This window comes from Microbacterium sp. Beta, from assembly GCF_005502545.1.
GTDB lineage: Bacteria > Actinomycetota > Actinomycetes > Actinomycetales > Microbacteriaceae > Microbacterium > Microbacterium oxydans.
The window spans coordinates 270516-284032 of record NZ_SCOG01000001.1 but is presented as its reverse complement, the minus strand read 5'-3'; the positions used below and the strand labels follow the sequence as shown (position 1 = coordinate 284032).

The 13517-nt window shown below is 69.0% G+C and carries 13 protein-coding genes; 6 read left to right on the top strand and 7 right to left on the bottom strand.

Annotated elements, in window-relative coordinates; all coding sequences use genetic code 11:
• Nucleotides 1-2: 2 nt before the first annotated feature.
• Complete coding sequence (locus tag FFS56_RS01400; protein ID WP_046748249.1) at nt 3-998, bottom strand: asparaginase; 996 nt, start codon at nt 996-998, stop codon at nt 3-5.
• 67 nt (nt 999-1065) lie between these two features.
• On the opposite strand from FFS56_RS01400, the gene FFS56_RS01395 reads away from it, so the two are divergent.
• Complete coding sequence (locus tag FFS56_RS01395) at nt 1066-1560, top strand: OsmC family protein (protein WP_058631286.1); 495 nt, start codon at nt 1066-1068, stop codon at nt 1558-1560.
• A 29-nt stretch (nt 1561-1589) separates the two neighbouring features.
• On the opposite strand, the gene FFS56_RS01390 is transcribed toward FFS56_RS01395, so the two are convergent.
• Nucleotides 1590-2387 carry a lysophospholipid acyltransferase family protein gene (locus FFS56_RS01390; RefSeq protein WP_046748251.1) on the bottom strand — a complete coding sequence of 266 codons (798 nt, stop codon included), beginning with the start codon at nt 2385-2387 and terminating at the stop codon, nt 1590-1592.
• Nucleotides 2388-2510: 123 nt separating this feature from the next.
• Here FFS56_RS01390 and FFS56_RS01385 point away from each other — a divergent pair, with 123 nt between their 5' ends.
• Both FFS56_RS01385 and dxr read left to right on the top strand, forming a co-directional pair.
• Nucleotides 2511-3473: an FKBP-type peptidyl-prolyl cis-trans isomerase gene (locus tag FFS56_RS01385; protein ID WP_046748252.1), complete on the top strand. Its 963-nt coding sequence runs from the start codon at nt 2511-2513 to the stop codon at nt 3471-3473.
• A 37-nt stretch (nt 3474-3510) separates the two neighbouring features.
• Nucleotides 3511-4593 (top strand): 1-deoxy-D-xylulose-5-phosphate reductoisomerase, encoded by a 1083-nt coding sequence (dxr, locus tag FFS56_RS01380; RefSeq protein WP_046748253.1) that lies wholly within the window; start codon nt 3511-3513, stop codon nt 4591-4593.
• A 71-nt stretch (nt 4594-4664) separates the two neighbouring features.
• Here dxr and FFS56_RS01375 read toward each other — a convergent pair whose 3' ends face one another.
• The 3 genes from FFS56_RS01375 to FFS56_RS01365 all read right to left on the bottom strand — a co-directional run bounded on the left by FFS56_RS01375 (nt 4665) and on the right by FFS56_RS01365 (nt 7732).
• Entirely contained in the window at nt 4665-6287 is a 1623-nt protein-coding gene (locus FFS56_RS01375) for a UDP-N-acetylmuramoyl-L-alanyl-D-glutamate--2,6-diaminopimelate ligase (RefSeq protein WP_046748254.1), read from the bottom strand.
• 92 nt (nt 6288-6379) lie between these two features.
• Entirely contained in the window at nt 6380-7054 is a 675-nt protein-coding gene (locus FFS56_RS01370; RefSeq protein ID WP_058631282.1) for a YcnI family protein, read from the bottom strand.
• A 93-nt stretch (nt 7055-7147) separates the two neighbouring features.
• Complete coding sequence (locus tag FFS56_RS01365) at nt 7148-7732, bottom strand: hypothetical protein (RefSeq protein WP_052748738.1); 585 nt, start codon at nt 7730-7732, stop codon at nt 7148-7150.
• Nucleotides 7733-7796: 64 nt separating this feature from the next.
• On the opposite strand from FFS56_RS01365, the gene FFS56_RS01360 reads away from it, so the two are divergent.
• Entirely contained in the window at nt 7797-9110 is a 1314-nt protein-coding gene (locus FFS56_RS01360; protein WP_127012306.1) for a M50 family metallopeptidase, read from the top strand.
• Between the two features lie 106 nt (nt 9111-9216).
• Here FFS56_RS01360 and FFS56_RS01355 read toward each other — a convergent pair whose 3' ends face one another.
• Both FFS56_RS01355 and FFS56_RS01350 read right to left on the bottom strand, forming a co-directional pair.
• Nucleotides 9217-11100 (bottom strand): chorismate-binding protein, encoded by a 1884-nt coding sequence (locus FFS56_RS01355; protein ID WP_127012305.1) that lies wholly within the window; start codon nt 11098-11100, stop codon nt 9217-9219.
• Between the two features lie 171 nt (nt 11101-11271).
• Entirely contained in the window at nt 11272-11898 is a 627-nt protein-coding gene (locus FFS56_RS01350; RefSeq protein ID WP_127012304.1) for a pyroglutamyl-peptidase I, read from the bottom strand.
• 81 nt (nt 11899-11979) lie between these two features.
• Between FFS56_RS01350 and ispG the strand changes: the two genes are divergently transcribed.
• Both ispG and FFS56_RS01340 read left to right on the top strand, forming a co-directional pair.
• Entirely contained in the window at nt 11980-13110 is a 1131-nt protein-coding gene (gene ispG / locus FFS56_RS01345; RefSeq protein WP_045265366.1) for a flavodoxin-dependent (E)-4-hydroxy-3-methylbut-2-enyl-diphosphate synthase, read from the top strand.
• Between the two features lie 17 nt (nt 13111-13127).
• On the top strand, nt 13128-13460 hold the full coding sequence (locus FFS56_RS01340; RefSeq protein WP_127012303.1) for a nuclear transport factor 2 family protein: 333 nt from the start codon (nt 13128-13130) through the stop codon (nt 13458-13460).
• Nucleotides 13461-13517: the final 57 nt, after the last annotated feature.

Below are 13517 nucleotides of genomic sequence, written 5' to 3'. Positions count from 1 at the left end.
GGTCAGATGCCCGCGCCAGGGCGGATGGCACCGACGTCGGCACCGCCGCCGAGCACAGTGAGGGGGAGAGCCTCGCCGAGGGCGGCCACATCCGCATCGGTCAGACCGCCCGCGCGCGCCAGGAGGGTGGCGGCCACGATCGTCGAGGCACGAGTCGCGCCGTCGAGCATCTTCAGAGCCACCGTCGTCCCGTTCGGGGCGACCATGACCATGACGCCCTCGGCGCCGTGCTTCGTGAACACGCCCAGCTTCTCCGTCGCGATCGTGTCAGGGCGACCCGGGCCCTCGATCGTCCACGGGTTCTCCCGTACAGCGCGAACCAGGGAACCGGCGACGCGATGCAGGGCGAACGGCGAGCGGTCGGACGCCGTTCCGATTCGATGGATCGCGCGTGCGAGACCGGTCAGGGTCGTCGCATGTACGGGCGCGCCGCACCCGTCGATCGCGGTGTGCGCGATCTTCTCACCCGTGAGGCGCTCGACGACGTCCCTGATGTGCTGCTGCAACGGGTGGGCGGGGTCGAGGTAGCCGTCGGTGGGCCAGCCGGTCGCGACACAGGCGCGGAGCATCGCGGCGTGCTTGCCCGAGCAGTTCATGCGCACGCGCGTGGGCTCACCGTGCTCGCGCACGAGTTCATCGCGCGTCGAGGAGTCGCTCGGCCACGACGCGGGGCAGCCCAGGTCGTCCTCTGTCAGTCCGCCCTCTGTGAGGATGTCGCGCACCACGGACGCATGCCGATCGGTGCCGACATGGCTCGCCGTCGAGAGCGCGAGCTGTTCGCCCTCGAGGACGGCGCCCGCCGTGACGCAGGCGATCGCCTGCAGCGGCTTGAGGCTCGAACGCGGCAGGATCAGGGCGTCGGCGTTGCCGTGTCGGGCGACGATGTCGCCGTCGGGGGAGAGGACGACGGCCGCGCCGGCGTGGCGGGATTCGACGAATCCGCTCCGCTCGACGACGGCGAGTTCCACGGAATCCTGAACGGTGAGAGTCTCCAGCACCCGTCAACTCTAGCTCGGCGTGCGAGGCTGCTCGCGTCGCGTCGGACGAGCCTGACAGACTGGTCGCATGGCAGAGACCAGTCCTCGCACTCTCGGCGAACACCGCTATGCGCTCACATCGACCTGGACCGGCAACACCGGTACCGGGACAACGGGATACCGCGACTACCGACGCGATGTGACGATCGAGATCGAGGGCAAGCCCGATCTCCTCGCCTCCGCGGACAAGCCCTTCCGCGGCGACGCGTCACGCTGGAATCCGGAGGACCTGCTGCTCGCGTCGCTCTCCGAGTGTCACCTGCTGTCTTACCTCCACGCGTGTGTCACGGCCGGCGTCGTGGTGGTGTCCTATCGCGACCGGGCGACAGGAATGATGCGCGAGGACGGAGCGGGCGGAGGATCGTTCGTCGAGGTGATGCTGCATCCTGAGGTCGTCGTCGCCGAGGAGTCGATGATCGAGGCTGCGGAACGCGCCCACACCCAGGCGAACGAATGGTGTTTCATCGCGAACTCGATGAATTTCCCCGTGCGTCACGAGGCGAGGGTCAGCGCTCTCTCCTGAGCCGCGCCGCGATCGCGACGACGGGACGGTCAGCGACGCTCGTGCGGAAGAGCCTGCTTGATCTTTTCGATGGTTCCCTGCGCGGGTGCCTCGTTGTACGCACCCGCGAGCTCCTGGCCGGAGAGGCCGTGGATCGCGGCCATGATCTGGTCGGTCGCGAGGCGCCGAGCGCGCCCGCTGGTGGCCGGGCCGTGCGGCGAGAGGTCGAGCGGCTCGCCGAAGCGCACCGTGATGCGCTCCTTGAGGGTCGGCATCTTCGCTCCGACCGGCATCACCTTGTCGGTGCCGATGAGTCCGACCGGGACCACCGGAGCGCCCGTCTGCAACGCGAGGAACGCGACTCCGGTGCGGCCCTTGTACAGACGACCGTCGGTGGAGCGGGTGCCCTCGGGGTACAGGGCGACGGCCAGGCCCTCATCGAGGAGCTGGCGCTGAAGGTCGAGGGCATCGAGCGCGGCCTGTCCCGCTCCCCGGCGCACGGGGATCGCGCCGATCGACTCGAAGAAGGTCTTGCTCATCCAGCCCTTGAAGCCGGTGCCCTCGAAGTACGCCGACTTCGCCAGGAAGTGCACGGGGCGGGGCGCGGCCACCGGGATGGCTATCGAGTCGATGAACGAGAGGTGGTTGCTCGCGAAGATCACGGGGCCTTCGAGCGGCACGTTCTCTCGCCCCTCGATCCGCGGCCGATAGACCAGACGAGCGAGCGGGGTGATGAGGCTCCGCCCCAGGGTGTAGGCGAACCCGGCGTGACGGGGCTTCGCAGTCGTCTCGGGTGAGGATTCCTCTTCTGACGAGGCTTCGGGCTCGACGGACTGCTCAGAGGTCATCAGAGCAGATTACTCCCGGATCCATGCCGGCGTGGGAATGAAGACTTGCGCCGCGCCTCCCAGCGCGGGCAAAGGGGTATGAGGCAGGATGGAGATTCCCGCCCGCGATCCTGAGGTCTCACTGTGCGTAAGCGTCCGCTCCTCGTCCTGTCCACTGTCGCTGCGGCGACCCTCCTGCTGGCCGGCTGTGCCGGTGGCGGTGCGCCCGAGAGTTCGGGCACCCCTTCGCCGTCCGCGTCGAGCGGGTGTCTGCTGAACGCGCAGCCCGGAGAGACGTCGGATGCGGTGACGGTCGATGGCGAAGGTCTTGACGCGAAGATCACCGTCCCCGCCGATGCCGCCTTCGCTGACGTGGAACGGACCATCGTGGCCAAGGGCGATGGGGATGAGGTGCTCGCGAACGATCTCGTCGGCGTGAAGTTCCAGATCGTGGATGCCGCGACCGGCGAGGTGGTCGACTCCTCCGCCCGGAACGAAGGCGGCGAGGCCTCCGTCCTCCTCGACCAGAACAGCGCGTCGCTCTTCATCGCCGCGCTCGAGTGCCAGCCGCTCGGCACACAGGTGGTGCTCGCGCTGCCCGGCAAGGTCTTCGGTGACGGCGGCACGAACAAGGTCGTCTATGCGGAGGCGGTCGAGAAGCTGCCGGAGGTGGCCACGGGCACACCGGTCGACCCGACACCCGGCATGCCGACGGTGAAGCTCGACGACAAGGGCGCTCCGACCGTCACGATCCCGGACGGCGACGCGCCGACCGAGACGAAGGTCGCCGTCCTCAAGCAGGGCGATGGCGCGACCGTGGGCGCGGGCGATCTCGTCGTCGTGCAGTACCTGGGCGTGAAGTGGTCCGACGGCAAGGAGTTCGACTCCAGCTGGAGCCGCGATGCCGCTCCGACGCAGTTCCAGACCACGGGCGTCGTCGCGGGCTTCCAGAAGGCCCTCGAGGGCCAGAAGGTCGGCTCGCAGGTCGTCGTCGTCATGCCGCCCTCCGACGGGTACGGCGCGAGCGAGGGACACGAACTGCAGAAGGAGAGCCTCGTGTTCGTCGTCGACATCCTCGCGACGACACCGGTTCAGGCTCAGCAGTAGCCGGTGCGGAGCCGCGGGCGTGACCTAGGCTGGCGGTATGCGTCGCGTCATCGTCCTCGGCTCCACCGGCTCCATCGGCACCCAGGCGCTGGATGTGATCCGTGCCAATCCTCGTCGCTTCGAGCTGGTCGGTCTCGCCGCTGGTTCCAACGCCGAGTTGCTGGAGGCGCAGGCCGCGCAGTTCCAGATCGAATCCACCGCTCTCGGTGCTGTCGAGGCGGAGCAGCTCGTCCGTGACGTCGAAGCCGATGTGGTGCTCAACGCCATCACGGGCTCGATCGGACTCGGGCCGACGCTCGCCGCCTTGAAGGCGGGCCGCACTCTCGCCCTCGCGAACAAGGAATCCCTCATCGTCGGTGGCGACCTGGTGCTCGCCGCCGCTGCCCCCGGACAGATCGTCCCGGTGGACTCCGAGCACTCGGCCCTCGCGCAGGCTCTGCTCGCGGGCACTCATGCCGAAGTGCGCCGTCTCGTCGTCACCGCGTCCGGCGGCCCGTTCCGAGGACGCAGCCGTGGCGAGCTGACCCAGGTGACTCCGTCGGAGGCGCTCGCGCATCCGACATGGGACATGGGACGCATGGTCACGACGAACTCCGCGACCCTGGTGAACAAGGGGCTCGAGGTGATCGAGGCGCATCTGCTCTTCGACATCGCCTACGACGACATCGAGGTCGTGGTCCACCCGCAGTCGATCGTGCACTCGATGGTGGAGTTCATCGACGGGTCCACCATCGCACAGGCCTCACCGCCCGACATGCGTCTGCCCATCTCCCTCGGTCTGGACTGGCCGCACCGCGTCGGAGGCGTAGGGCGACCGCTCGACTGGTCCGCTGCGACCTCATGGACGTTCGAACCGCTCGACGGCGAGGCCTTCCCGTCCGTCGCTCTCGCGAAGTCGGTCGGACGCGCCGGCGGCACGTTCCCCGCGGTCTACAACGCGGCGAACGAACAGGCTGTCGACGCCTTCCACGAGGGCCGGCTCCCGTTCCTCGGGATCGTCGACACCATCGCCCGCGTCGTCGACGCGCATGACGCGCCCGATGTGCTCACCGTCGAGACGCTCGCCGAGGCGGAGGCCTGGGCGCGCGCGACGGCGGACCGGATGATCGCTGCGGCCTGACCGCGGGGGCATCCTCGTCGCATCGTCCTGCACACCGGCACCGGAGCGCGGGTGCGCCCCGGTGATCCCGATCAGTCTTCGTCGGGGTAGGGGACGGGCCAGCGGGAGTCGGGAACGGGCCACCCGGCCGCGCGGAGCGCACGACGGGCGAGCTCGCGTGCGGAGTAGGGAGTGCGGACACCGCGGATGTCGCGGTAGTCCTGATGTCCCGGTCCCGCCCAGAGTATGGCGTCGCCGTCGCCGACCAGGCCGACGGCGGTGACGATGGCGTTCTCCGGCGGTGAGGCCTCATGGATCTCAGCGTCCGGTCGCGCGCGGCGCGCACCGTCGATGAGAGTGGCCCGGATGGATGCGGGGTCCTCGAAGCGGGGGTGGTGGTCGGTGACGACGAGGATGTCGCTGCCCTCCACGGCTGTGCGCGCCATGTCGAACCGCTTGCTCGCGTCCCGGTCGCCATCGGCGCCGAACAGCATCAGCACCTTGCCGGGAGTCACGCGGCGGACGGCGGCGAGCGTCTTCTCGAACGCGTCGGGGGAGTGGCCGAAGTCGACGAAGACCGCGGGGCCCGTGTCGCCGGAGACCAGTTGCGTGCGTCCTGGCAGATAGGCGCGGATGCCGCCGTCGCGGGTCAGGGCCTCGGTGATGCGATCCCAGGCATAGCCGCCCTCGAGGAGCATCACGATCGCCAGAGCCGCATTGGCGGCCATGTGCGGACCGATCACCGGGACCGTCGTCGTGAGGGAGCCGGCCGGACCGGTCATCGTGAACGTGGTTCCGGCCGCACGCTCGTCGTCGATGACGACGACCCAGTCCGCGGCGCGGGCGGCCTCGGGGTCGGCGGCGATCGACGGAGTGCCCACCGTGACGACGGGGATCTCGGAACGTTCGACGACGATCGCTCCCGACGGCGAGTCGAGGCAGATGACGCCCCGCTTGGCGCGGTCGGGACGGAAGAGCGGCAGCTTCGCCTCGAAGTACTCCTCCATGTCCGCGTAGTCGTCGAGATGGTCGTGGCTGAGGTTGGTGAATCCGGCGACATCGAACAGGATGCCGTCGACGCGGTGACGGGAGAGAGCCTGCGCGCTGACCTCGACGGCGACGGCCTCGACCGCTCGCTCCCGCATGAGAGCGAGCAGTGCATGCATCTCGGAGGCCTCGGGGGTGGTCAGGCGCGACACGATGACCTCGCCGGCGATGTGGCGCTCCGCAGTGGAGGAGAGTCCGGTGACGACGCCGATCTGGTCGAGGATGCCCTCGAGCAGGTGGGAGACGCTGGTCTTCCCGTTGGTCCCGGTCGTCGCGAACAGCAGAGGAAGCGGATCGTCCGCGCCGGTGCCGTAGACCCAGGCGCTGAGGTTGCCGAGGACCGCGCGAGGATCGTCGACCACGAGGATCGGGAGGCCGGCGGACTCCGCGATGACCGCTCCGGCCTCGTCGGTGATGACGGCGACGGCGCCCTTCTCGGCGGCGGTCGCGGCGAAGTCCGCGCCGTGCCGGTTGACGCCCTGGATCGCGACGAACGCCTCGCCGGGGCGCAGGTCCGCGGTGGCGAGGGTGATGCCGGTGAGGGCCACGCCGTCGACATCGCCGCGGACGGTGCGGGCGAAGCGGGAGGCGAGTTCGGACAGCTCACGCCGGGGCGGGTTCGCGGGGCGGAGCACGGGAGGCAGGCTCGGTTGTTGTTCAATCGACATGGCGCATCAATGATCTCATGACCGGGGTGAGAACCTCTCGCGAGCGGCCTCTCGCGTGCCGGATCCCGGAGCACGAGAGGCCGCTCCCACGGTCAGGCGCGACGGCGGTAGGCGACGATCGCGACGACCAGTCCGGCGAAGCCGGCAAGCAGCCCTCCGGCTCCGAGCGCCACGCCCAGGGGGTCGGACGCCGTGGCCGGGCTCGAGGCCTCCGCCGCGGCATCGGATCCGGCGTGCTCACCGTGTCCGTCCGCTGCGGCAGCGGTCACCGAGACGACCGGCGCCGGCGCATCGAGGCTGTGCGGATCTTCGCCGTTCTCGGCGAGCTGCGTCCACTCGGTGGCACCCTCGACGCACGTCTGCACGACGGGGAACGCCAGAGTGTCCGGTGTGTCCTCATCCAGTCCGACGCCCATGCTCACTGCGCCGCGGAGATCCGTGGGAACGGGCGCGACCGCGGTGTAGGTGACAGCGCTGACGAGACCGTCGTCGCCCCGTTCGACCTGGATGTCCCAGTCGGAGTCCATGGTCGGTGAGACGGACGCGAGACCCTCTGGCATCGTGATGCGCAGCGCGGTCGTCGGCGAGTTCTCACAGCCGTGCGAGAACGAGAACGTGAGGACGCCGTGGTCCCCGGCGGCGAGCTCGTCGGGGCTGACCCCGACGTGCGCTCCGGCCATGAGGGGTGCGGTGACGGCAAGGGCAAGGCCGCCGACGAGGCCGGTGGTGGCGAGGCGCAGACGGTGGGTACGGGTGTTGCGGGTCATGAGATCTCCTGATCGATGTGCGGGCACGCCGATGGCGCGTCTCCGCGAAAGGGATGCCACGCGTGTCCGGGTGGCGTGTTCGAGTGCGACGGATCAGTCGCGCAGGAGAGCAGGGGGTCCGCGTCGCGGCAGAGCGGACGAGACCGCGGCGTCGAACGGCGAGAAGACCATCGAGCGCAGACGCGCCGGACGGCGGTGCAGCGCGGGCACCACTGCGGACGCACGTCGGAGGAGGGCATCGACCCAGCGCGCGACCACCCGGACGATCGCCTCGCCGTGCCACACCAGCAGCGTGGTCAGCACAGCCGCGACGAGGTGCGCCGAGAGCATGAGCGCGCCGGGGGCCGCAGCAGGGGACGGCGATGCGAGGAGGGAGAGGTCGAGGTGATGGGCGTGTCCACCGTCGGCGATCGGCGCCGCCACGGTGGGCGAGCCCAGCACCTGGAACACGACGTGGAAGGCGGCCTGCCCGAGGAACACGGCGAGGGCCACCCTGGCGCGTGACTGTCGGACTCCGACCAGGAGAGCCGCGAGCGGGGTGATCAGGCTCGTGACCGCGACGATCAGCAGCACATGCGGAGCCGCACCGCCCCCGAGCGTGTGGGACAGCGCCGCGAGCAGTGTCGCCACGGAGGAGACGGCGGCAGCACGCACGAGTCGCAGCTGCCGGGCATTCACGCTGACAGCCTAGTCGTGCCGCAGCGCCGGGCGGATTCCTAGCTGGGGGCACTAACGTTGGCACGTGGAATTCCTGCTCTATCTGGCCGGCATCCTCTTCATGCTGATCGGCCTCGGGCTGTCGATCGGCCTGCATGAGGTCGGGCACCTCGTCCCCGCGAAGCTCTTCGGCGTGCGCGTCGGCCAGTACATGATCGGCTTCGGGCCGCGGCTGTGGTCCAAGCGCATCGGCGAGACCGAGTACGGTTTCAAGCTGCTGCCTCTGGGGGGCTTCATCTCGATGTCGGGCATGTATCCGGCATCGAAGAACTCCGGTCCGGCGTCGGGCGTCTTCCGCTCTTTGATCCAAGATGCTCGCAGTGCCAACGACGAGACCATCGCAGAAGGCGCCGAAGACCGCGTCTTCTACCGGCTGCCGGTGTGGAAGCGCGTCGTCGTCATGCTCGGCGGGCCCGCCATGAATCTCGTGCTCGCGACGGTGATCTTCACCGTGCTGCTGTCCGGCATCGGTGTGCAGCAGGGGACGACCACGATCGCTTCGGTGACCGAGTGCGTGGTCCCGGCGGGTTCCACAGCGACCGAGTGCACGCCGGATGATCCCGCGTCTCCGGCAGCGGAAGCCGGCATCAGACCGGGCGACGTGATCGTGTCGGTCGACGGGAAGCCGGTGTCGACCTTCGCCGAGGCCACCGCGATCGTGCAGGCGTCCCCGGGTGAGACGATCGACATGGTCGTGCGGCGCGACGGAGCCGAGAAGTCGCTGAATCTCACGCCGATCGCCGCGGAACGCACGATCACGGATGCGAGTGGCCAGCCGATCCTGGACGACACAGGCAAGCCCGTGGTCAAGGAGGTCGGCTACGTCGGCATGGGCGCGCAGATGGGATACGTGCAGCAGCCGTTGACCGCGGGGCCGGAGATGGCTGCGGACAGCACGGCGCGCGTCGCATCGATGATCGTCACGCTCCCTGTGCGTCTCTGGGATGTCGGCGTGTCCCTCGTGACCGGCGGTGAACGCGATCCGAACGGCCCGCTGAGCGTGGTCGGCGTCGGTCGCCTCGCCGGCGAGGTCGCCGCGACCGATGCGCCGATCCTCAACCGCTTCGCGTTCCTGCTCGGGCTGCTGGGCTCGCTGAACATCGCGCTGTTCGTGTTCAACCTGATCCCGCTGCTCCCGCTCGACGGCGGCCACATCGTGGTCGCGCTGTGGGACGGGATCAAGCGCGCATGGGCCAAGCTCTTCCGTCGACCCCCGCCGGCACCCGTCGACGCGACCAAGCTCGTACCACTCACCGTGGTGGTCGCCGTGGCCCTGATCGCGATGGGTGCCCTGCTCCTGGTCGCCGACCTCTTCAACCCGGTGAACCTGCTCGGCTGATTCCTTCGGGGGTGTCTCTTCCCGGCGCGTTGGACCTCGGCCTTGCCGCGGCGGACATGCCGACAGTGCCGACACGCTGGCAGCGGACAGCCCGCGACCGTCAGCCTCAGGCGAGGGCGTGGGTCACGAGGCGTTCGAGCGTCCGGATGCCGTCTCGCGAGAGGATCGACTCGAGATGCCCCTGCACGGAGGCGAAACGGTCTCCTCGGAGCGCGTAGACATCGCCCGAATCCGCGTCTGCGGACACTTCGGCGTCGCCGACCGCGCTCGTGCCCGGGGCGACACGCGCGGTGAAGGTGTTGTAGAAGCCGATCGATGCGTCTTCGCCGAACACCGGGACCGACTTCTGCAGCCCCTGGTGCGGTGCGTCGAGAGGAGTCAGGGCGATGCCGAGGCGGTCGGCGAGGATCTGGTGGCTCAAGCACACGGCGAGCAGCGGCATGCCGGAGTCGAGGCGACGGGTGACGACGTCGCGCATCCTGGCGATGCGGGCGCTCTGCGCATCCCGCGGGTCACCGGGGCCGGGGCCGGCGACGACCAGGTCGGCGGCATCCAGGTCGGCATCCTGTGCGTCATTCCAGGGCACGATCTTCACGGCGAGTCCGAGATGACGGAGCTGGTGCGCGAGCATGGTGGTGAAGCGGTCCTCCGCGTCGACGACGACGGCGGAGCGTCCGGCGAACGGACCGGTGAAGTCCTCGCCCTGCGGGTTGAGCCAGAACTCGGCCAGGCGCGCGTTTCGTGATTCCAGCAGCTCGGCAACGGTCGGGTCGTCGGCGAGGGCGTGCGCGTCACCGGGAGCGTCCGCATCGCTGCGAGCCTCGGCCACATGATCGCGGTCGATCGCCCCGATGGCACCGAGCACACCCGCGGCCTTGCCGTGCGTCTCGGACACCTCGCCCATGGGGTCCGAGTGTCGGACCAGCGTGGCTCCGACAGGCACGCTGAGCGCGCCGTCCTGGAGATACACGGTGCGGATGAGGATGGGGGCGTCCAGGTCATGGCCGCCGTCCGCGTTCGGGGAGAACAGCGCCGCGACACCCGAGTAGTAGTCTCGCGGCTTCTGCTCGTGACGGCGGATCACAGCGCAGGCGTTCTGCATGGGCGAGCCGGTGACCGTGGGAGCGAACATGGTCTCGCGCAGGATGTCGCGGGGGTCGAGCGTGCTGCGTCCGCGGAGCATGTATTCCGTGTGCGTGAGCCGCGACATCTCCTTGAGGTGCGGACCGGTGATCCGTCCTCCGTCGGAGCAGACGGCGCTCATCATCTTGAGCTCCTCGTCCACGACCATGAACAGCTCCTCGGTCTCCTTCGTGGAGGCGAGGAAGTCGACCAGCGTCTCCTTCGTCGCCCCACCCGCCGGGTGACGGAAGGTTCCGGAGATCGGGTTCATGGTGACGATGCCGCCCTGGGCGACCACATGCGCTTCGGGACTGGCGCCGACGGCGATGTGACCGGGGGTGAAGACCGCGAAGGTCCAGTACGCACCGCGCTCGTGTGTGAGCAGCGCACGGAACCAGGTCAGGGCCGCCGTCCGGTCATCGACGTCGACATTCGCGGTGAAGTCCCTGCGGATGACGAAGTTCGCGCCCTCTCCGCGGCCGATCTCGTCCGCGATGACGTTCTCGACGATCGCCGCATACTCTGCGTCGGCGATGTCGAAGCCCTCGTCGTGCAAGGCGACCGGCTCACTCGGCAGCGCGGAGAGGAGCTCGGCGGTCGGAAGGTGCAGGTGCTCGTCGACGACCACGCACCGCAGCGGTGCGGCGTCGTCCTGGGCGACGAAGCCGCGCTCGCGAACCTGGCGGTAAGGGACCATCGCGAACACCTCACGAGGCGTGCCGTCGACGGCGAGGGGGATGTCGGCGAGCAGGTCGACATCCCGCACGTCGCCGCTGAGCAGCTCGACGGTGTCGGCTCCATCGCGGGCGATGAGGACGAAGGACGCGGTCGGATCGGCGCGGAGCTCGGCGAGTCGCGAGAGGGTCATGAGTATCTCCTGTGCTGTGCTCCGGCTCGGCGCAACGAAAAGACCGCCCCGGGGGCGGTCTGAATTCGTGGGAACGCGAACACACCGCCTAGAAGGCGGGCCACCAGGTGAAGTTCGCGAGCATGGGGCCGAAACTACCACATCGGCCGCGATGACCCGCGCGGCATGACGTCACCAGATGCTGCCGCCCGGCTCCTTCGTCTCGGCATCGAGGGCGTGATCGACGACCAGGCGCACGGCGCGAGCCAGCTGCTCCTCGCTCAGATGAGGAGAGCCGGACGGCGCGGTCCCCGTCGACCAGGGAAGATGCACGAACCCGGCGACGGCGTCGGGGTGCACGGCCCCCAGCGCGGTGTACAACACGTGATTGCAGACGTAGCTGCCGGCGGACAGCGAGGACCGGGCAGGGATGCCCGCCGCGTCGATGACCTGCACCAGATGCTTGACGGGAAGTGTCGAGAACCGCGCTTCGGGACCGCCCGCCTCGCTGGGAACGTCGATCGGCTGGGCGCCGTCGTTGTCGGGGATGCGCGCGTCCATCAGATTCACGCCGATGCGCTCCACCGCGACGTGGGCGCTTCCGCCGGCGAGCCCGGTGCAGATGACGACGTCCGGTGCGTGTCGGGCGATGAGGGCGCGAAGCCGCTGGGCGGATGACTCGAATGCGACAGGAAGAGTCGCGATGACGAGCTCGTGCGGTCCCTCGTAGTCGACCGCCACCGCGTTCACCGCATCCGCCGACGGATTGCGCTCGGCGCCGTCGAACGGTTCGAAGCCGGTGAGGAGGATGACTGCCATGGTTCCAGGGTAGGTGCGTCCGTCCAGCCCACATGCATCCTGGCGGCGTAGTCTTGAGGGGTGCCAGCAGTGAACCTCGGAATGCCGAAGATCCCCGAAGTCCTCGCCCCGCGCCGTAAGTCACGGCAGATCAAGGTGGGCAAGGTTCTCGTGGGCGGCGACGCTCCCGTCAGCGTGCAGTCGATGACCACCACGAAGACGACGGACATCAACGGGACGCTCCAGCAGATCGCCGAGCTCACCGCGTCGGGTTGCGAGATCGTGCGTGTCGCGGTACCGCACCAGGATGACGCCGATGCGCTGAAGATCATCGCGATGAAGAGCCAGATCCCGGTGATCGCTGACATCCACTTCCAGCCGCGCTACATCTACACGGCCATCGATGCCGGGTGCGGTGCGGTGCGAGTGAACCCCGGCAACATCCGCGAGTTCGACGGCAATGTCGGGAAGATCGCGGAGGCCGCCAAGGCCGCCGGTGTCTCCCTGCGAATCGGTGTTAACGCCGGCTCGCTGGACCGCAGGATCCTGGCGAAGTACGGCAAGGCCACCGCTGAGGCCCTCGTGGAGAGTGCCGTCTGGGAGGCATCGCTGTTCGAGGAGCACGACTTCCACGACTTCAAGATCTCGGTCAAGCACAACGACCCCATCGTGATGGTGAAGGCGTACCGTCAGCTGGCGGAGCGGGGCGACTGGCCGCTGCACCTCGGAGTGACCGAGGCCGGACCCGCTTTCCAGGGAACGATCAAGAGCGCCACCGCCTTCGGCATCCTCCTCGGCGAGGGGATCGGCGACACGATCCGGGTATCTCTCTCCGCACCGCCGGCGGAAGAGGTCAAGGTCGGCCACCAGATCCTGCAGTCGCTCAACCTCCGCGAGCGCAAGCTCGAGATCGTCTCATGCCCCTCGTGCGGTCGCGCACAGGTCGACGTGTACACGCTCGCCGAGAACGTCACCGAAGGCCTCAAGGACATGACCGTTCCCCTGCGGGTCGCGGTGATGGGCTGCGTCGTCAACGGTCCAGGTGAGGCTCGTGAGGCCGATCTCGGCGTGGCTTCGGGCAACGGCAAGGGCCAGATCTTCGTGAAGGGCGAGGTCATCAAGACCGTGCCGGAGGCGGACATCGTCGCCACTCTCATCGAAGAGGCCAACCGGATCGCCGCCGAGATGGGCCCAGAGGCGCCGCTCGGCACCGCCCAGGTCGTCACGGTCTGAGCGGCGAGGAGCACGAGATGTCGGATTCCGCCCTCCCTGTTCCCGTCAGGGCGATGATCGACGCGATCAACGCCGCGGACACGGATGCGTTCGTCGCCGCTTTCACGGCCGACGGGTTCGTCAGCGACTGGGGCACGGTCAAGGCCGGTTCCGACGGGGTCCGCGCATGGGCGGGCAGCGATGCGATCGGCGCCGGCGCGCGTATGACCGTGCTCTCGGCCACGACCGAGGGAGACACCACGCGCATCCGCTTCGGCTGGGCGAGTCGGGTCTTCAACGGCGAATCCGACGGCATCTTCGTGGTCGACGGCGACAAGCTCGCCAGCTTCACCATTCCGCCGTCCCACTGACCGATCTGACCGAGGTCCGCGGGCGTCGAACGCGCCGCCATCTCGAGACCCCGACGT